This is a genomic window from Bremerella cremea (genome assembly GCF_039541315.1).
Taxonomy (GTDB): Bacteria; Planctomycetota; Planctomycetia; order Pirellulales; family Pirellulaceae; genus Bremerella; species Bremerella cremea.
This window is the reverse complement of the sequence record NZ_BAABFZ010000005.1, coordinates 224,741-243,271: the sequence shown is the minus strand read 5'-3', so window position 1 is coordinate 243,271 and position 18,531 is coordinate 224,741. Positions and strand designations below refer to the sequence as shown.

Annotated in this window: 14 protein-coding genes, 1 tRNA gene and 1 pseudogene; 9 read left to right on the top strand and 7 right to left on the bottom strand. The window is 54.2% G+C overall.

From position 1 onward, the window contains the following. Positions 1 to 35 precede the first annotated feature (35 nt). Entirely contained in the window at positions 36 to 191 is a 156-nt protein-coding gene (locus ABD890_RS18060) for a DUF3309 family protein (protein ID WP_345092936.1), read from the bottom strand. 375 nt (positions 192 to 566) lie between these two features. Here ABD890_RS18060 and ABD890_RS18055 point away from each other — a divergent pair, with 375 nt between their 5' ends. The 3 genes from ABD890_RS18055 to ABD890_RS18045 all read left to right on the top strand — a co-directional run bounded on the left by ABD890_RS18055 (position 567) and on the right by ABD890_RS18045 (position 1,926). Continuing rightward, positions 567 to 893, top strand: coding sequence for a hypothetical protein (locus ABD890_RS18055; RefSeq protein ID WP_345092933.1), 327 nt, complete (start codon positions 567 to 569; stop codon positions 891 to 893). Positions 894 to 1,201: 308 nt separating this feature from the next. Then, on the top strand, positions 1,202 to 1,672 hold the full coding sequence (locus ABD890_RS18050) for a PA2169 family four-helix-bundle protein (protein WP_345092930.1): 471 nt from the start codon (positions 1,202 to 1,204) through the stop codon (positions 1,670 to 1,672). Between the two features lie 65 nt (positions 1,673 to 1,737). After that, complete coding sequence (locus ABD890_RS18045; RefSeq protein WP_345092927.1) at positions 1,738 to 1,926, top strand: YqaE/Pmp3 family membrane protein; 189 nt, start codon at positions 1,738 to 1,740, stop codon at positions 1,924 to 1,926. A gap of 90 nt (positions 1,927 to 2,016) precedes the next feature. On the opposite strand, the gene ABD890_RS18040 is transcribed toward ABD890_RS18045, so the two are convergent. Further along, complete coding sequence (locus ABD890_RS18040) at positions 2,017 to 4,173, bottom strand: prenyltransferase/squalene oxidase repeat-containing protein (protein ID WP_345092924.1); 2,157 nt, start codon at positions 4,171 to 4,173, stop codon at positions 2,017 to 2,019. Positions 4,174 to 4,469: 296 nt separating this feature from the next. On the opposite strand from ABD890_RS18040, the gene ABD890_RS18035 reads away from it, so the two are divergent. Beyond that, a tRNA-Met gene (locus ABD890_RS18035) sits at positions 4,470 to 4,543 on the top strand. Between the two features lie 398 nt (positions 4,544 to 4,941). Here ABD890_RS18035 and ABD890_RS18030 read toward each other — a convergent pair. Together ABD890_RS18030 and ABD890_RS18025 are read right to left on the bottom strand one after the other, a co-directional pair. After that, the gene (locus tag ABD890_RS18030) at positions 4,942 to 6,642 is read right to left on the bottom strand and encodes a LamG-like jellyroll fold domain-containing protein (RefSeq protein WP_345092921.1); all 1,701 of its coding nucleotides are present in this window, start codon (positions 6,640 to 6,642) and stop codon (positions 4,942 to 4,944) included. A gap of 3 nt (positions 6,643 to 6,645) precedes the next feature. Further along, the gene (locus ABD890_RS18025; RefSeq protein WP_345092918.1) at positions 6,646 to 7,203 is read right to left on the bottom strand and encodes a sigma-70 family RNA polymerase sigma factor; all 558 of its coding nucleotides are present in this window, start codon (positions 7,201 to 7,203) and stop codon (positions 6,646 to 6,648) included. Between the two features lie 335 nt (positions 7,204 to 7,538). Between ABD890_RS18025 and ABD890_RS18020 the strand changes: the two genes are divergently transcribed. The 3 genes and pseudogenes from ABD890_RS18020 to ABD890_RS18010 form a co-directional block, all read left to right on the top strand. After that, entirely contained in the window at positions 7,539 to 8,492 is a 954-nt protein-coding gene (locus ABD890_RS18020) for a DUF1559 family PulG-like putative transporter (protein WP_345092915.1), read from the top strand. A 93-nt stretch (positions 8,493 to 8,585) separates the two neighbouring features. Further along, positions 8,586 to 8,993 carry a hypothetical protein gene (locus tag ABD890_RS18015; protein ID WP_345092913.1) on the top strand — a complete coding sequence of 136 codons (408 nt, stop codon included), beginning with the start codon at positions 8,586 to 8,588 and terminating at the stop codon, positions 8,991 to 8,993. 159 nt (positions 8,994 to 9,152) lie between these two features. Beyond that, a pseudogene (locus ABD890_RS18010) lies at positions 9,153 to 9,670 on the top strand (DDE-type integrase/transposase/recombinase); the annotation flags it as partial. A gap of 96 nt (positions 9,671 to 9,766) precedes the next feature. Here the strand turns inward: ABD890_RS18010 and ABD890_RS18005 are convergent. The 3 genes from ABD890_RS18005 to ABD890_RS17995 all read right to left on the bottom strand — a co-directional run bounded on the left by ABD890_RS18005 (position 9,767) and on the right by ABD890_RS17995 (position 14,710). Further along, positions 9,767 to 11,146: a DUF1552 domain-containing protein gene (locus tag ABD890_RS18005; protein ID WP_345092910.1), complete on the bottom strand. Its 1,380-nt coding sequence runs from the start codon at positions 11,144 to 11,146 to the stop codon at positions 9,767 to 9,769. 60 nt (positions 11,147 to 11,206) lie between these two features. Next, entirely contained in the window at positions 11,207 to 12,649 is a 1,443-nt protein-coding gene (locus tag ABD890_RS18000; protein WP_345092908.1) for a sulfatase family protein, read from the bottom strand. A gap of 81 nt (positions 12,650 to 12,730) precedes the next feature. Further along, positions 12,731 to 14,710: a DUF1592 domain-containing protein gene (locus ABD890_RS17995; RefSeq protein WP_345092905.1), complete on the bottom strand. Its 1,980-nt coding sequence runs from the start codon at positions 14,708 to 14,710 to the stop codon at positions 12,731 to 12,733. A gap of 978 nt (positions 14,711 to 15,688) precedes the next feature. Here ABD890_RS17995 and ABD890_RS17990 point away from each other — a divergent pair. Next, positions 15,689 to 16,831 carry a hypothetical protein gene (locus ABD890_RS17990; RefSeq protein ID WP_345092902.1) on the top strand — a complete coding sequence of 381 codons (1,143 nt, stop codon included), beginning with the start codon at positions 15,689 to 15,691 and terminating at the stop codon, positions 16,829 to 16,831. Between the two features lie 132 nt (positions 16,832 to 16,963). Then, positions 16,964 to 18,454 carry a cation:proton antiporter gene (locus tag ABD890_RS17985; protein WP_345092899.1) on the top strand — a complete coding sequence of 497 codons (1,491 nt, stop codon included), beginning with the start codon at positions 16,964 to 16,966 and terminating at the stop codon, positions 18,452 to 18,454. The last annotated feature ends 77 nt before the right edge of the window (positions 18,455 to 18,531 follow it).

The following is an 18,531-nucleotide window of genomic DNA, read 5'->3' as shown; positions in this document are numbered from 1 at the left end:
AAAACAGGCTGCGTGGTGTTGCGATTTTGTGGTGATCAGAACAGCAGAATCAATAGCAGCACGATCACGAGGATTGTCGCGATGCTGCCACTAGGAGCGTAGCCCCACGAACGGCTATGAGGCCATGCCGGAAGGGCACCCAGTAAAACCATGATCAACACGATCAGTAGCAGTAATTCTAAGATACCCATTTTTTCATCTCCTCCGCTTTAAGCGGGATTGGCTCAGGTTGTTGGTTGCTGAATTAGCACTACGTCTGAGAAGCAACTTGCGTGCCGGAATTTAAATGGAGCTCGGTATCCCGTAACGTCACCACCCATAACGGGGCGAAATGAGAGCTTTGAACCCATGCCAGTCTAGAGGGGATGAGCGAAATGCGGTCAAGTTGACCCGCCTACGACCCAATCTCGGACAAACGACGACGTAACTCGAATAGGCGAGGGCAAGTCGGCGAAACATCGCGTTTGGCATACCACCTGCATTACCACCTTACGAGACAACGCGTCGCCCCAAGCCAATCTGGTTTCGACCGACGCACTATCAACCGCTAAAGAAGGAATGTAACAATGAAAAATTCACGAAAAGGTGGGGCCGTTGCAGGTCTACTCGCCACGATCGCTGTTCTGGTTCTTCTGTTCGCAGGAATTGGCCTGAGCATGGGCTGGGTCGAAATGAGTGACTCCCCTGACAAGAGCACCATTGAGATCAATAAGACAGAGCTCAAGGAAGACACCGACAAGGCTGTGAAAGCGACGGAAGAGTTCATCAACAAGTCAGCCGAATCGATCGAAGATGGGGTTAAAGAAGTAACGCCGGACGACAATTCGGACACGATTACGCCAGTCCCTGATCCTGATCGAACCGCCGAACCTGAGACGGGTTCGCCAGAATAATTACTCCTAGCATGATCCACCCAGGATCGTTGGGACCAGGTTTCAAGCAATGGCCTGCCTCGAGCACTCGAGGCAGGCCATTGTTGTTTCTTGATAGCAAAGGACCACTAGCCACGGAGGTGAGTTTCGAAAGCGCTGGACGATCGCTTAGAAGCCAATCCCTTCGTCCAAAACGCCTCAATATTGAGAACTTTACGCTGTGGCATGCCGCTTGCGTTATTTAGCAAGCAACATCCCAAGAAGCCCAAGAAGCTTGAGGGACCGTCGAATAGCGGGAAATAACTCAAGCCCAGTGGTGGAGGAAACCAATGACTCTCGAAACGAAAACGAAGCTCTCGGACGCTACGCTCACGAGCCTTCAAGAACTGATCCACATCAACGTCGATAGTCGCGATACGTTTCAGGAACTCGCCGATGGCACGACAAATGCGTCAGTTGCCATTATGTTTCGCGAGCTCGCCAGTGAACGCAACCGTAACGTTGCCGAGTTGGAAGCAGTGCTTAACAGCAATCAGGCGAAACCAAACGAAACTGGTACGTTCGCTGCGGCTTGTCACCGAATCTTGATCAGTCTTCGATCAACACTCGGTGCCGGGACGACCGCCATGCTCGACGAAGCAGAGAGTGCGGAAGACAAGATTCAAAAGAAATATGAGGAGATCCTGACCCGCGAGCCCGGCTCCGCAGTCAGCGATATTCTTCATCGACAATATGGCGGCGTTCGAGTGGCACACGATCGCGTACGGGCGATCCGTGATGCCCATCGACGTGCCACATAATCGGGTTACTCCCGATCCCTTTGATCTCGGTTTGAAATACCACTTGCATTTTAGGAGCAATAGCAATGACCACGGTCGCTAAAAACGAAGGAACTGCTGACGTCCTGCGAATCCTCTTGTCCATCATCCTGCCACCGGTTGGTGTGTTCTTTGAGGTCGGTATTGGTCTGCACTTCTGGCTGAATATTCTGTTGACGTTGTTCGGCTACATCCCCGGTATCATCCACGCGGTCTGGATTATCCTGCGGAAGTAAGAATTTCCAACGAGAGAGTAACGCTCGGGCTTGTCTGCATCGGCAGGAAGGCTCGGGCGTTCTCTTTTTTCTTGACCATCATCTCGATGGTTAACCGCCGATCAATTGATGCTTGCTGTAGAGAGGCAAGTGGCGGTAATAGACTTCCAACATGTACGTGCACAAACAGGTCATGAACAACCGGCCTGCTTTCACGCCATTGTCGTCTCGGGCTGGACTCCAGCTTCCTTTCTCGCGTCCCCCTTGAACCTGGTTCTCAGGGATGATCTGACGCATGTCTTTGTTCCAGTTCCGCCACGAATCACCTTCCATGTGATGGGCGACCTGGGTGGCGTAGTACCAGTAATAGACGTTTGGCTCGTTCCAGTTGATGGGATTATCGAGCAGGTAGCCCATCCCAGCGACAAGGCGCGGATCGTTCTGCTTCCAACCGAGGTATTGCCGGCAAAGCAGGCCCTCTGCGGTCATGGTTGGCGTCGCTTTTTCAGCGCGGGAATCTCGATACTGATAGCGGCTTCCTACAGCGAACGATTGCTCGGACTCCGGTTTCGTCGCGACGGTTTCCAGGAAGCCATCGACGTTCGCGAAAACCTTGTCGGGAACTTCCAGGTTGCCCATCCGTGCGCTTTGCAGTGCCATCAGGAACCAGCCGGTCACCGAGAGGTCTGATTCGACTTGCGGTTGATACCGCCAGCCACCTTCCGGTGCCTGCCATTCAATTGCGAAGTTGATCGCCGCTTGTGCTTTCGGGCGAAGCTCTTCATCCCCGGTCATCGCATAAAGTTCGCACAGTGCGATGGTGGCCTGGGCTTGGGTGTAAGGGCGATGTTGATTCGGGATTGCAGCTCGTTCGATGAAGCTTCCGTCGGCATCCAGTTGACGCAAAAGGTAGTTCCAACCTTTTGCCACCGTCTTGGCATGCGTCCCACTGCGATCGGTGTGGCCAGCTCCCTGAAAGGCAAGCAGCGCCATCGCGGTTGCCGAGATGGTATTCTCGATGCCCGATCCGTCCGAGTAATCTCCTTTGAGGCTCCACGAACCATCTTTCATCTGGTTTCGCTTGAGCCACTCGAGTGCCGCAGCGACGGCCTGTTCGGTGGTTGCGTTGCCACCATAGGCCTTGAGCATCGCCCGGCGGGTCGCCCCTTCACCACGTGCTTGAAGATCGACGCCTGGAGTTTCCTGCTCTTCGAGCCGGGCTGCTTCGGTTCCAATCAAATCGATCTGTGTCAACGAGCGAGGTATCGGAAGCTCCTGCGAATTGGTCAGACTCTCGAGAGCACCGGAGTTCGCATCGATCTCGAATTCCTGCGTATCGAGCACCATGATCTCGAACTCGAGCTGTTCGCCCAATTGCTCGGAATACGTTGCTTCAACCGTCATTGGCTCGTTCTGATACGAGACGACCGTGAACAAGGCGAGCAAGATGACCGCCGCGAAGTGAATGATCAAGCTGACCAGCCAAGCAGGCGTTTGATGAATCGCGATCCCGCGAACTTTTTCAACGAGGGCTTCCTCTTCCTTCTCGGCATCGACCAGGGAAGGAGGTGGGGCCTGCTTTTCAACCAGCGGAATATCGAGATGGCGTCGCTTCTTCTTCGGAGTACCATCGCCGGAGTCCGGCGCACGCGTTGGCCGCCGGGGTGGATGGTCGTCCTTCGGCGGATCAACCTTCTCTTCAGCGACGGCTGGCGTTTGCGGCTCACTTGGCTGTGGCTTCTCAACCTTTGGCTTCTTGGTCGCCGACTTCTTCTCCGCAGTTGGCTCATTCGAGGGAGGAGCTTTCGCGACTGGCTCGGACGGCGATTGTTTTTTCGCGGCAGCCTTCTTGGGTTTTGGCTTCTCGGCGATCGGCTTTTGAGCGGCTGGTTTCTGGGCAGCCGGTTTCGGCGGAGCTGGCTGCTTCGTTTCTTCGACCGGTGGAGGTGCCTGCTTCGTGCTGGCAGGCTCGGGCGCGAGAGGCTTTGGCGAAGGTGGTTCTGGTTTCGAATCAGCCGGAGATGGCGATGTCGGAGAAAGAGGTGCCTTGTCCGCCTTCTTCGCTGGCGGCATCTTCAGCGGCTGGGCCTGCGGATTCGAAGTCGGGGCAGGGGAGGTCGGCACCACATTCCATGCATCCGCGCTCGAAGGAGCCCCTCCGAATGAAATCGGTGCCTTCTTGGGGCCATCGTTGGCCGGCCCTTTGCCTTCGCGCGAGTTCGCATCTTCCTGCGAATCCCCTGGCGAAGCTTGATCATCTCCGGTCACGTACTCGTGAACTCCCTAAAAAAATCCGCAATCCCTTGCAATCGTAGCGCTTAGGAGAATCTAGGTGCCGAATTCGGCGGCGCCAAAGCAATGATATCCCTTAACGACCAGCAACACATGACTGAGGGGACCGGAATTAGCGATTGTGCCAGAAATTCCAGAGTGAAAACCAGAGAAGTGCCGCAGTAAATCGATTCTCGACGAAAAAGACCGGTAGGCCCCCTGGACAAAGAATGCCCTTTACCTAAAATTCAACAACTCAACGAACGAGTAACTGACTCGTTTGTACTCATTGACGCGGGGTGGAGCAGCTAGGTAGCTCGCGAGGCTCATAACCTCGAGGTCGTCGGTTCAAATCCGGCCCCCGCCACTTAAACCCTGGTTTAGCAAATAAAGCTGAGCCAGGGTTTTTTCATGCGCGCGTTGAGAGAGTTCTAAAAGTGCGGCGATTTATCCCATGGATACGCAACGAGTTGCGTGGACGAGGTTTCTAAGTGTGGTTGTCTCTGTCTAAGAGAGACATAACCCAGGCTTTCTTAGCCGGAGCCTTCAGACGCTCAATTTCGCCTTTGTCCCACCGATTTGGCAGAGACACTACCGCCGGGTTAATAGAGTGTTGGGATCGGTAGGGCGGGGCAGACGCAAACCTGGAGTCGAATGGACATGGTCGCCCCGTTTGATAGGTATCACTTGCATGCTCTGGACGGTTCGACCTGGGGCGGTGATTAGAAGATCGGACTATTCGTGGGAATCCGGTTGTTTATCAAATCAGGGTTTGCCAATCTCATACAGACGCGCAACTTCGGCTTCGCTCAGCGCTCGAGAGTAAAGGGCGAACTCGTCCATCCGTCCATTCAAACTTCGAATTGAGTAAGGTTCACCAGGATCTTTGCGACGCCAATTACCAAGCTCAGCATAACCGATTCTCAGTTTGTCGAGCGTTTCGGTAGGTGCCCGGTAGTCAGCTTCGCGGCCGATCTCGATGGGGGCGCTCATGATCAATTTGCCGTCGAGATAATGAAAGACCTTACCCAAGTCGGGATCGAAAACTGTCACCAGTTGGAACCATCGCCCCAGGTCGTCGAAGCCTAATTCAGGTTCTGAGAGGTAGAGAATACGCTCTTCATGCTTGGGGCGAATACCCATTTCGATGCGGCCATCCGATCGGAACTGCCAATGGATGTGCCCGTCTTGGAAGTAGTCCGTCAGCATGATCGAGCTGAATGTGCGATCGAAACCATCGATGCGTATCCAGGCACTTAGGGTAATCGCGTCGAACTCGCCAGGGATGTTTATCCGCACGCGATCGTGAAAGCCTTTGAATTCGAGCGACTCTTTTCCAGGCCATCGACCTTCTGCGACCTTGCAGCCCACGATTGTTCCATCAAGCCCGTTGCTGACGCGATTGACAACTTGCTGAGCATTATCTGGATTGGACTGAAAGTCGTAGAACACTACGAGGTCTTTATCTTCCAGTATCTCTTGTCGATCATTTCGCCACTGTTGGAAACGTTCGGCCGTCTGAACAGAGAGCCGCTCGGCAACCCCGTTGATGGTCGGGAAGTCATCTGGTCGAAAACCAATATCTTGCGGCGGATGGTTCCAGGAAACGGTCATGGCATTGCCAGTGGTGACCGAATGAGTCGCTTCCGCGACTGCGTGTGGCAGAATGTCGACTTGTCCATCGATGACATGAACTTCCGCCTCCTTCCCTGGCGTTACGCGGACGCCAAATTCCGTTCCTCGATCAATGAAGGTCGCGTCTTCTGTCTCGAGGGTGAATCCATCCTCTTGGGAAGACGCGTAAACGCGGGCCTGGCCACGGAGTAATTTACAACGCGTCTGCGAGATCAACTCTAACTCGACCGTTCCTTCGACGACCACGGTCACACCGTTGAGAAAGTCAAACTGCACCAGACCTGACTGCAAGGTGACCTGTTGTGGCGCTAAGCTTTGACCAATATGCAATGCGGTTTCGCCTGGAGCCATCACCACATCCACCATCCGCGAAATCACGGCGATTGGTTGCGTGGTTGTTGCGTCGGGAAGCGTGAATGAGCTGGCAACCTGACTTACGGACGTCTTGTTCGAACGGACGTCCGCCGAGGGCGCATCCGCGACGTCACTCGCCCAGGGTGGAAGAAAAACGAAACACGCAATTAATATGCATGCGGCAAGAAACGAGATCGCGACCGGTAACCAAAATAGACGCCGTTCCGATTGTCGATTGCCTCTGGAGTTTGCCAGCGTGGTTTCACTGACCGAGTCACGCTGCGAAAACTCTTCCACCAAGTCGTACAAACCGGCGTGAACCTGAAAGAACTCGATATATTCCTTCCGCGCGTCGGGACGCTGCTTTAGGAGTTCTTCAAGTCGATTTAATCCTTCCCGAGAGATTTCGCCGTTGGCGTACTCTCCGAGCAGGTGCTGTAGTTCCTGATTGGGACGTGCAGGTTTCGCATCACTCATCGATCAGCTCGCAAGACTAAGTTTGACGCATCGTGACAGTTGTTCCCGCAATCCGGACAACTTTCGATAAATGCTCTGCACAGAACGACACAGCTCTTCGGCGAGCTGTGATACCTTGAGGCCGTGGCTGTAGGTTTGCACCACGAGGCGTCGGTCCTTTTCCGGTAATTTTTCGAGGCATTCTCGTAAGGCGCACTGATAGTCCTGGACGATGATAGGGTCCTCGGAAATTTCCTGCGCAATCGTCGTCAGCAGGTCGGGATCTAGAATGAGCCGATCCCGCGCTTTTTGCCGGCGATAGGCGAGGACCTCGTATCGGGCGACCACATACGCCCATTTTATGAACTCGCTGTCATTTTCGAGTTCTTCAAACTTTGACCACAAAACAACACTCGCATTTTGCATCACTTCGTCGACGTCGTTTCGGTCGGGCAAGAGTTGATGAACAAAAAAACGGAGTTGGCGTTCATGCGCCATGAATAGCTGAATAAAACGGGAGGCGTCCCCCGACTCTTCTATGCCCATCTTGTTTGCTGCCTGTTTGGGACGCTTCTCCGACATTCGTAACTCCTTCATGCGAAAGAGACGAATGAGGTGCCAACCGCCCTGTCGTCCCGTTTTCCACATCGGAAATGGATTCTTCTCAGTAGTTCACTACCGTGGGTCGGTAATTTTCAACGTAATTGAGCCAATTTTCAGAAAATTGGCAGTTTCTAGTATTTTTCGCGAGAATCCGATGGCTCTCCGGCAGTAATCAGCCGGGCAGTGGATTTGTTATTTTCCTGCGATCCAAAACATCCCCTGCCGACATCCCATCGACGCCCTATCCTCAGCACGACATTCCGCTATTCGCCGTCATCAGGGTGTCCGTACTCCTTATTTACTGAAGGTTTGATATGACTCGTACGAAAGTCTCCGGGTTTACGCTGGTTGAGTTATTGGTGGTGATTGCCATCATCGGCGTCCTGATTGCTTTGTTGTTACCCGCCGTGCAGCAGGCCCGAGAAGCGGCTAGACGCATTCAGTGTTCCAACAATCTGAAGCAGATTGGTTTGGCCCTGCACACTTATCATGATACCTATCGGGCGTTTCCCGCAGGCTATCGCATCGATCGTGATAATGACATAACGAGCCCAACGTACGGCTGGGCTGTTGCTCTGCTGCCGTTTATTGAGCAGAGCAACCTTTACGAAGCCCTCGGCCCGCATCAACCCCGTCCCTTGGCTGAAGTGTACGTAAGTGGAGCGTCCGCGACCGATCGGCAATTGCTGCAAACTCGGATCGATGGGTATCGGTGTCCCTCCGATGTCACTGCGGATCTCAATAATCTGTGTAAGTTTGGCAATACGCCACATTTCGAGGTGGCCACCTCGAACTATGTGGCAATTTCTGGTGATGGAACATCCCCTCACGTCGACTTCTCGGCGACACCCGCTAAAGGCTATGACGGCCTGGGGATGTTCTGGGGAGACAGCTTTCTCTCGTTCAAAGATATGGTGGATGGCAGCTCGAACGTCGTTGTGGTTAGCGAACGAGATGGCGGGAAGACCGCAGTAGGCAACGGAACCTTCAAAGCGGCAGCATGGTTAGGCAACGGCCGTCAGAACTATAACTCCGATTACGCCGCAGCTCGGTGCCTGGCCCGGAGTAGCTTTGGAATTAATCGCGACTTCTACGCATTGAGTTCGTCTCAGAATCAAGGAAAGGGTGTTTCCAGCTTGCACCCAGGTGGTGTTCAAGTGGTTATGGGGGATGGGGCGGTCAAGTTCATGGCAGAGACAGTCAACATTGCGACGGTCTTCGATCCCCTCTGCCGTCGAGCGGACGGCGCGGTCGTCGGCGATTATTAATCCTCGGTAGTTCGAGACGCTGCGAGCACGTTGCTTCAGCGCGACCAACTTAGTGATTTGAATCTCTTATTCGATCAGTCGGAAACGTTTGCCATGAAAATCGTGATACCCTCTTGGATTCTGCCCACGTTGTTGCTGCTAGGTTTGACTGGATGCGGGAGCGGCAATGCTGGCACCGTTAGCGGCACCTTGACCGTTGATGGTGAACCAAGCGGCGGCTTCTTTGTCTATTTCGATCCCACGGACGGCAGTGCTGAAGCAATTGGTGGCGCCGTCGAAGACGGGAGTTACAGCCTGACTTACGGCCGAGGAAGCAACCAGATTCCCGTGGGCGAGTATCGCGTCTACGTCACGCCAACGGACTTAATCGACAACGTTCCGATGCCGAAAGTGAAGCTAGAGACTCAGTACATGAATCGCGAAAGCACAACGCTGGTCAAGAAGGTGGATGCGGGGACCAATGTCATCGACCTGGACATTCCCAGTCGCAAAGGAAGATAGCTCAACTCGGGCAATCCAGGCAGCTGGATCTCATCGCTGGTGAGTAAAAGATATCCACAGCAGCAATGCTTGTACTATGGATGTTTCCGAAGATAGTGCGTAAGGAGGGCGGGACATTGTTCTGAAGCCAAAGGTCGGTTCGTCCTGTGCAAGCAAGAAATGGTGCTCGAGGGCTCAGCTCATTGCGAAGCGGAGGTGCTGCTTTCTCAGGGCAAGATGATTGCCTAGCCCTGCAAGGCCATCGGTGTAACGGAGCAGATGTACTATCGCTGGCGGAAGGAGTACGGTGGTGTTCGCATCGATCAGGCCATGCGTTCGAAAGAGCTCGAGAATGAGAATGCTCGCCTGAAGCGCCTGCTGGCTGATACCGAACTCGCCAAGGCGATCCTGAAGGAGGCCGCTTCGGGAAAACTCTGAGCCCGGACAAGCGACGGCGAGCCTTCCGGATGCTAATACTAATCGACGAGTATACTCGCGAGTGCTTGGCAATCGACGTCGCCCGACAACTAACCAGCGAGGGTGTTTTAGAGCGGCTTAGCGACCTGTTCGTTCGACGCGGCGTGCCGGACTTGATACGCAGTGATAACGGATCGGAGTTTACGGCAGTGAAGGTCCGTGACTGGCTGGGGCGAGTCGAGGTAAACACCTGGTACATCGAATCAGGCAGTCCCTGGAAAATCCTCGAAGGCAATCACTTAACGACTGGTTGCATTCGTGGGGGCAGGTCAGTTGTTCATTGGGGCAAGATTCGCTTGGTCTGCGTTATGCACAATCTAGGTCAGAACGCCAGGGATCTGCTGGGTCGCGATGCCTAATGGGCGGTCGAGGGTTACTCCGGCGGCGGCGAGTAGGGTTGTCAGAAGGTCACCTTGGTTCCCTTTCGTATCGGGGAGGAAGCGTCCGGTGTTAATCGCACCGCCGCCTTTGCCCGCCACGATGAAAGGTAAGTTGGCACGTGTATGTCGATCACCGTCTTCCAGGCCAGAACCCCACATCATGATGCAGTTGTCCAGCAACGTACCATCACCCTCTTTAAGGCTGTGCATCTTTTTTACCATGTAGGCGAACTGCTCGATATTAAAAGCCGTGATGGCGGCTACTTTGGCGACCTTTTCTGGCTGATTGTTATGGTGGGTTGTAGAGTGGTGTTTATCGGAGAAGCCGAGTTCTGGGTAAGAAACTCCGTTGGGCGTCGAACCGATATAAGTGCTGACACGCGTTGTGTCGGTTTGAAACGCGAGAACATTCAGGTCACACATGACCTGCATGTATTCGCTGCGTTTATCTCCTTCGGGAATCTTGATCTCGATAGGTGGTGAGTCGGTATCGTTCCGTCGGCTAGATCGGACACCAGCTTTCTCGAGTGCTGCCTCTTTTTGACGTTGCTCGATCGCCGCGATTCTTCGTTCGACGGAACGAACGCTATCAAGGTACTCGTCCAGTTTTCGTTGGTCGCTGGATGGCAAAGTGCGGCGAAACTCACGCGCACCACCTAGGACCAAGTCGAGCATGCTCCGGTCGAGAGGACTCGCTCCGGCGGATACTTGACCGTTGTTCCCCTTCGATTTAAACAGGCGATTGAGTACTGTACGCGGGTTGATCTCGGCTGGCACGGCTTGTGTCGGAGAACGAAAACTACAGTGCGAATAATACGCCTCGTTCAGGCCGGCCTGATTCTCTTTCCAGGTTTGGGGCATCGTGGCGAGTTCCAACGACGGCAGCGTGGTGAAAGCTCCCAAGGCATTGGCGGCAACTTGATCGGCGGAAATTGAGATGTTGATCTCATCTCGGTGATCCGGGTCTGGCAATGCTGCCGTCAGCCAGGTCGAAAGTTCAAGTGCGTGCGGAGCTCCTTTGAACGGACCGTTGGCGACCCCAGCGATCCCTTTCATCATCAAGCATTGATCCAACACTGGGCGAAGCGACTCTAACGCAGGTGGCGGTGATTTAAGAAAACTCTCGGCATCAGCCGGCCAGAATTGGTCCATGATGACGCCATGGGGCATATACATGAACCCTAGTCGGACAGGTGGCTTGAACGCCTTCGTTTCACTAGCTTCCGCCCATCCCATCTTCTCCAAGAGCGGTAAGGCGAGAGCCGTCCCCACACCCTTCAAGCAAGTGCGTCGGTCGATGAATCGGTTATTACTCATGGTAAGGCCTTCGGGATAAGTCACATCCAACCCACTAGAAGTCGGAAGAAGAATCGCAAATTAACGAGAAGAGTTCGAGTATTTATCTTCGATCTTCTTACGGAATTCGGCTTGGGTGAACGGATCCTCCGTTTGCCTTTGCCATTGAGCCAACGCCTTTTGCAGTCGATGTTTTTGTTCGGCGTAAGTCGGTTCGTCGGAGAGATTATTAAACTCGATGGGATCTTCGTTGAGGTCATAGAGTTCCCATTCTGGCGGATTGTGCAATCGCTCCATGGCCAAACGAGCTGGATGATCCGCCGCGAGTTTCGCTGCAAGCGTGGGAGCTCGATCCCCATCGACAGAGGCGGAAGCGGACAGCTTTCCGGCCCTTACGTTGTGAATCAACTTAAATCGTCCATCCGTAATGGCTCTGCGCGGGAAGAACGGAGATGCCCCATGGTAATGAAATTCAGCGACCAATTCGCTTCTCCAGTCGGTCGAGCTTTCTTCCACAAGTACCGGGCGCAACGATCGACCATGTAGCTTCTCGGGCAATTCGATACCTGCGGCATCTAAAATGGTGGGATAGATGTCGACGGTTCCTACAAGACGCTGCGAGATATGCGGTTGAGAAATGCCCGGCCAGCGGACCAGGAATGGCACTCGAAGGCCTGCTTCGTAGCAAGTTGTCTTCCCGCGTGCGAAAGGAGGTCCATGATCACCCAAGAAGATGATCAGCGTCTTGTCCCATTGCTCTGTGTCATGAAGAACTTGCATCAGCATGCCGATGGCCGCATCGATGCGATGAACGCAATTGTAGTAGCCGGCGATCTTTGCCCGTTGTTCCGTGGTATCAACTTGCTGCCAGGGCCAGGCTGGGACATCTTCAGCTGTAAGAACGGTCTTGGGCAATTCGTCGACTTGATTAGGAAAGTATGGCTGTCCCCGTCCTCCGTCTGGTTTTCGTTTAACAGCAACGTGAGGATCAAACAGGTTGAACATCAAAAACCACGGCTTATCGTCCGACTGCTCAATGAACTCGCGAGCATCCTCCACTTGCCGTTTAATCATGCGGCCACCAAATCCATCCATGCTGCGCATATCAAATTGGAACTGTTTGTCCGGATTGACATGGAGCTTCCCAATGATGCCGGTGCGATACCCTGCCTGCTTCAACCTGTTGGGAAGTAAGCGATCAAACAATTCCGGATGAACTTGAAACCCGACATTTGCGTTGGCGAGTCCATAGTGGCCGTTTCCATGAGGGTAGAGGCCAGTGAACATCGTAGAACGCGAAGGACTGCAAGAAGCCTGGCTGACGTAGGCGGTTTGATACTGCACTGATTGCTGGGCGAGCTTATCGATGTTGGGAGTTTTGGCGATCGGATCGCCGTAGCAAGAAAGCTGAAGCCCTAGATCATCGGCGGTGATCAGCAGTAGGTTGATTGGCTCTGACGCATAGCAGAAGTGAGGGATCACGACGAAGGCTACGATCGCCAATCGAAAAAACCATCGAGCCATGGGGCCTGGCCTTATTGATACAGGAAGTAATGGGGAGTTGGTCGGCAATTTGGAATGATTGGTCAACGGAATGCCGAATCGTTAGTCTACGACTCGGCGATGGGTGAAGAGGTAGCTCGCCGTCACCTCGATGATCATGGTTCGCATTCGGTAATCATCCTCGGCGAGTTTCTCCATCAACTGGTCGATCACGACTTCGTCGTACCCTTCTAGCTTGCGTCCCAGAGCGTAGGCCATGAATCTTTCGGTAACGTTTCGAGCGAGATCCCTTTTTCGCTCAGCTAGCAGGCCCTTCAGTTCCGCAGGAGAAGAGAAGCTCTCGCCGCTTGGGATTTGGCCTGCGGAGTCAATCGCAACACCTGCGTTGTTCTTATCTCGCCAACGTCCGATCGCATCGAAATTCTCGAGCCCAAAGCCAATTGGGTCGAGCACCTTGTGGCAGTTCGCGCAGGTCGCTTCCGACTGATGCAACTCGGTTCGCTGCCGCAAGGTTAGACCCTCGAAACTCTTGCCCTCTTGTTCCACGAGTTCGGGGACGTCAGGCGGAGGTGGCGGTACGCGTTCCCCCAAGACTTGCTCGAGAACCCACACACCTCGCCGAACTGGGCTTGTTCGATTCGGAAAGGAGGTGGTCGCGAGAGTAGCTGGCATGCCCAAGATACCGCCTCGATTTGGATCTTCGAGCTTGATACGCCGCATTTCTAAACCTTTGATCGACGAATCAAGGCCATATATCTCTGCGAGCGGCTCGTTCATGAATGTGTAGTCACTGTCGACGAATCTAAATACACCCTGGTTCTCGTGGATGATGCTTTGAAAAAACAGCCGTGCTTCATCCGCCATCGATTGACGAAGTACAGTCGTCATCTGCGGGAACAAATCGGGATCGAACGTTTGGCTATCTAGCTTATCCACTCCCAGCCATTGGGCACCGAACCCATCGAACAATGCTCGTGATCGCTCATCACCCAGTAACCGCTCAACTTGAGATTTCAGTACTTCCGGCTGATGTAGTTCACCCTTTTCCGCGAGGGCTGACAGTTCCGCGTCGGGTGGAGCGGCCCACAATAAGTAAGAGAGACGCGCAGCTAACTGGTAGTCATCCAAACGAACGATCGTCGTTTTCGCATTGACTTCCGCTGCTGGGGTTATGAAAAGAAATTGCGGCGAGACGAGAATCGCCTTCCACATCAAGCTGAGCGATTCGAGGTAGTTCAACTGATTTTCGCGGCCGAGGTGGAAGACACTCACCAGAACGTCAAGCTCCCTTTCCGTTGGAGGTCGACGGTAGGCATCTCGCGCAAGTGACCGCGCGACCTTCCGAACTGCCGTGGGAATATCAGCACCTTCAGCCGGGGGCTCGCTAAAAAGGCGTTTCTGAATCTCCGTCGGTGGTTCTCCCTTGCCTGCGACAACCTGGTCAACCACTTTATTGGCAATCTCGAGAAACAACTCCGATTGCAATGGGGAAATCGAGTTGAGATATCCCTCGCCAACAACCTCTTCCGGTAAGCTATCAGCGATCGATGGATCGACACCGTAAAGGTCGTGAAGGGTATTGGCGTACTCGACCTTGCTCAAGCGACGAAGCACAAACGGGCCGGGGTCGCGCTCTGCCAAATACTTGAGCTTGCTAATCCATTCAACAAATTCGCGACGCTGTTGCTCTGTCGGCATTTCCCCAGCGTCCTCGGGTGGCATGTCATTTACTTTGACGTTGGCAACAGCCTTCTTCCAATGCAAGAATGACGCCGAGGCTCCCGGTGAACTTAGAGCTGATTGCAGATTAATGCCTGCTTCGGGGCGTGTGCCATGGCAATCGATGCAGTATTTTTTGACGAAGGGACCAACCTTCTCTTTGAAGGTTTTCCTGGCATCGGCTTGGAGTGCTGGAAAATCGACTGGCTCGGCCTGACAGGGAGATGTGGTAGAGAATCCAATCATCAGCCCCATGAAGGAAGCAGCTAGCCACGCGAGCGATTGGAGCAGAAATGGTGGTGAATGAGTTGCTGGTGCATGCGAGCACACTGCGTCCACGATACCTCTCGCTCGTCGTTTCACGCAGAATCTCCTTGAACAGTTGGGATCACGTCCCAATTTGGGTACCAGCGCTGGTGAGAGAACTGCGTTAGTTCAGGCGGGGGCAGTTCGGCCGGTTGATGGTGGGATTAATTTTCGTGGTGGCACGAATCCAGGGCTTTATCTTCCCCTCTGTGCCACCTAAAAACAAGATTAAATTAATTTTGCGTTGATCAGCTTTGCGGAAAGTATGGCAAGGCAATGAATCCGCTTGGGACCAAAAAATCGGCGCGTGCTATGTTCAAGGTCTTGCTTGGCCATGCTTTTCATCGGCGGAGTGGGACTGCTGAACCGTTCCCAATTGCGTGTGCCACTGCTTCCTTTAGCAGTGCGAAGTGCTGATCGCCCAGTCCGAACAGCAAAAGAATCTCTTCCCTCTTCCAACTCGTCACGATGAACTCATGAAGCGTTCATCTGCCCATCGGAACCGTTCAAACGCTCAAAAGGCGTAGGCCGCCTGCGCGAGACGCTGCTCGCGGCAAAAACAAGTCTTCTGTGTGAGCTTTGCTAATTCGAAGAGTTCGATGCGAAAGTCTGCCAGGAATCAGCAGGCGGACGGCGTGGCAAACTGGGACTACTAGAATCGTTGTTGAAGCGGCATTGCATGATCTTCGTCCCGCTGGCGCATGCGGAGCAATTGTCCGAACTTTTGGACATTATGCCATATGGGGCGTGCCCCCTATCTGGATTGGCTGTCTCCCCGAAGGTAGTATGTCCAGCGGTTGTAGAAAACTCCTTCACCGCGTTAGCTGCTTTGCTTTCTAACTGGCGGCCCGATGCACGGTTTGGCGAAGAGCACGTCCATTCGCATGCGGGGTTGATCCGCCTCGTGCGTCTTGCAGTGTTTCGATTCAGGAGAAACCCTTCGACATGACTTCAAGCCCTGTAGAGCCAGAAACCATTCAGGCCAATGCCTCGACCGAGAAGCCGCAGCGCGTTGTCGTTCTGCCACGGCGGAACATGGTTATTGCGATGGTCGCCATACTGTTAGGAGCGATCGGGATTCCCTGGCATCTCTTCAAATTCTACCACTGCACCGTGATTCTGAGAGTCTTCTCCTCGGGGGAACAGTTGCCCTGGACGTCGGATCCAGCCGAGGCATTTATCGGTGGACTGAGTCAAGCTCAGAACGAAGTCCTTTTCTTGCTGTTCGTCTACCACGTTCTTTCGATTCTGCTTGCGGTTGCTTTATTGATGGGTGGGATTTCCATTCTCTGGAAGCGGGCTCCGATGACGCTGAAGGGGCTGAAACGCACGCTCCAGTTCGGGGTAGTATTGGTTTTCGCCAGCTTCGTATTAGACCTTGCGATCGATTTCGAAACATGGCGGTTGGGTGTCAAATTGCTGACTCATGGAGATCCGACAAGGCTCGCCCAGAAACGCGAGCTTCTAATACGAACCTCAGTGCTCACTGCCGCATTGCATCTGGCGATCGATCTCTTTTACTTCCTCTATTTTATGATTGGAGGCTGGCTGCTGGCTCGTGAAAGTGAAGGCCTGAAGTGGGCAAACGCCGAGCGTTTCACCTTCGGCCCGGTTGCCACGCGTCATTCGAAGCTGCAGGAAGGCATCGCGCTTGGTACTTTCAGTTGGTCGGCCCTGGCGATAGTGGTCGGGCTGGCTGGAATGGTTTTCAATGGCGTGATCTTGGGGCTGCTGATCACATCGATCCAGGTTCTCTCCCAGCGGAGTATTAATTACAGTCCGCCTCTCATGGTGCAGGGATTCGAGTCGATCCTGGACCAATGGCTGTATCTGGTCGCAGTGGATCGATTCGTTTGGTTCGTGCTGGGTCTGGCAACCATGGTTTGCGGCGTTCAGGCAGCTCGTGGCGCGTTTGATTGGCTGGGCAGGCTCCGCGGGGTCTTCATGGTGTCGCTGTGGACAAATATCTTGAGTGCCGTCCTCGCCGCGACGCTGGTCTATTTCTGGGTCGGAGAGGTCGCGTCGCTCCCTCAAAGCCAGCAGCAAATGTCGCAGATCGAACACCAGGCAATGTTGTTCTATGGGGCCATTGCCGTGATCGGTCTCATCTACCTCATCTACTTTGGCCTGGGGGTTCGCTTTACCGGCCGAGACATGAAGAGAATGCCTAACGCTTAAAATGACCGGCCAGCTCTTTAGCAAGCTCGTTTTGGATCGCGATGATTCATTCGCCCTTGTTCGAAGCATCGATAGGCGATCTGACTGTGTTCTCCTCTTTTTCCGCTCGCGATGTACGGTATAAAGGTGGCCATGAGCTTCTTTAATATCGCCGGCATCCTGGTGGCCCTCGCAGCGGCCTTTGCGTACATCAATCACAGACTGCTCAAGCTACCGACGACGGTAGGCTTGATGCTGTTAGCCATGCTACACGCAGTGGTTCTGCTGTTGATTGATTGGGTCGCACCCGAGGCGGGCGCACTCACTGCGGCCGAGACACTTGTCGGCTCGATCGATTTTGATCAGACGCTGATGGAAGGGATGCTTGGCTATCTGCTGTTTGCCGGGGCGTTGCATGTCGACCTCAACGACCTTCGAAAACAGTCTGCGGCGATCGCTTTGCTGGCGACCGTCGGCGTCCTTGCGACCACGTTCATCGTCGGCGGGCTCACGTATTTCATCACCGGCTGGCTTGGCATCGAAGTCCGCTTTATCTATTGCCTGATCTTCGGTGCGATTGTCGCGCCAACCGACCCGATCGCGGTCTTGGGGATCGTTAAGAGTCTCGGCGCCCCCAAGCCGCTAGAGACGAAGATCGCAGGCGAATCGCTGTTTAACGATGGCGTGGGCGTGGTGGTGTTCATCGCGCTTCTCGGGATTGCAGGGCTGGGGCAGCATGGCGATTCGCATGAAGTCTCCGACAACCAACATGAGCCGAGTCACGTTGCTGCCCCGACAGAAGATGATGCAGGTGATCAACCTGCCGTCGTTAGCGATTCGCCAAACGACACGCCTGATGCATCATCGAAAGCGGAAGAGAACGGAAGTGAACCTTCGCACGATGCGGAAGACCTCCACGAGAAGTCGGAGACGACCGTAATGGATGTCGCCAAGCTCTTCGCTCTCGAAGCAGGAGGCGGACTTGCACTCGGCCTCGTGTTGGGGATGCTGGCGTTCTTCCTGCTACGAACCATCGATCATTACGCGACCGAGATTTTGCTATCGCTCGCGGTCGTGACCGGCGGGTATGCCTTGGCGATGACGCTGCATTTATCGGGGCCATTAGCGATGGTGGTCGCAGGCCTGATCCTGGGGAACCATGGCCGAACGCTGGCGATGTCCGACAAGACCCGCGAGCACCTGGACACTTTCTGGGAACTGGTCGACGAGCTACTCAACGCCGTGCTGTTCGTGCTGATCGGGCTAGAGGTCTTGGTGCTCTCGTTTCAGGTGCCGTATCTGCTGGCCGGAGCCCTGGCGATCCCCGCCGCGCTGCTGGCGAGGTTTCTTTCTGTCGGCATCGTGTTGAACGGCCTGAAGAAGGTGACCGGCCGAGAGTTCACGCCGCACGCGATCAAGGTCCTGACTTGGGGCGGCCTGCGCGGTGGGATCAGTGTGGCACTCGCGCTATCGCTCAAGGAAGAGATCCATGCCCAGCAATCGCAGTACGACAACATCGGCGAACTCGTCCTGACAATGACCTACGTCGTCGTCGCCTTCTCCATCCTCGTCGGCGGCCTGACCATGGGGCCGATGCTCCGCCGCCTAGGGCTCGCAGGCCAAGGCGAAGCAGACACCCACTAAACTTCTGGGTGCGAACAAGTCAGCGCCGTAATGCGTCAACCTTCTCCTGATTGATCGTGCCTACGCACACAGTCGTA

Excerpts from the sequence above, each read along its gene's own strand:
- ABD890_RS17990 (WP_345092902.1), top strand. The coding sequence starts at position 15,689 with ATGGTTATTGCGATGGTCGCCATACTGTTAGGAGCGATCGGGATTCCC.
- ABD890_RS18055 (WP_345092933.1), top strand. The coding sequence starts at position 567 with ATGAAAAATTCACGAAAAGGTGGGGCCGTTGCAGGTCTACTCGCCACG.
- ABD890_RS17985 (WP_345092899.1), top strand. The coding sequence starts at position 16,964 with ATGAGCTTCTTTAATATCGCCGGCATCCTGGTGGCCCTCGCAGCGGCC.
- ABD890_RS18045 (WP_345092927.1), top strand. The coding sequence starts at position 1,738 with ATGACCACGGTCGCTAAAAACGAAGGAACTGCTGACGTCCTGCGAATC.
- ABD890_RS18020 (WP_345092915.1), top strand. The coding sequence starts at position 7,539 with ATGACTCGTACGAAAGTCTCCGGGTTTACGCTGGTTGAGTTATTGGTG.
- ABD890_RS18015 (WP_345092913.1), top strand. The coding sequence starts at position 8,586 with ATGAAAATCGTGATACCCTCTTGGATTCTGCCCACGTTGTTGCTGCTA.
- ABD890_RS18050 (WP_345092930.1), top strand. The coding sequence starts at position 1,202 with ATGACTCTCGAAACGAAAACGAAGCTCTCGGACGCTACGCTCACGAGC.
- ABD890_RS18060 (WP_345092936.1), bottom strand. The coding sequence starts at position 191 with ATGGGTATCTTAGAATTACTGCTACTGATCGTGTTGATCATGGTTTTA.
- ABD890_RS18025 (WP_345092918.1), bottom strand. The coding sequence starts at position 7,203 with ATGTCGGAGAAGCGTCCCAAACAGGCAGCAAACAAGATGGGCATAGAA.
- ABD890_RS18030 (WP_345092921.1), bottom strand. The coding sequence starts at position 6,642 with ATGAGTGATGCGAAACCTGCACGTCCCAATCAGGAACTACAGCACCTG.
- ABD890_RS18000 (WP_345092908.1), bottom strand. The coding sequence starts at position 12,649 with ATGGCTCGATGGTTTTTTCGATTGGCGATCGTAGCCTTCGTCGTGATC.
- ABD890_RS18005 (WP_345092910.1), bottom strand. The coding sequence starts at position 11,146 with ATGAGTAATAACCGATTCATCGACCGACGCACTTGCTTGAAGGGTGTG.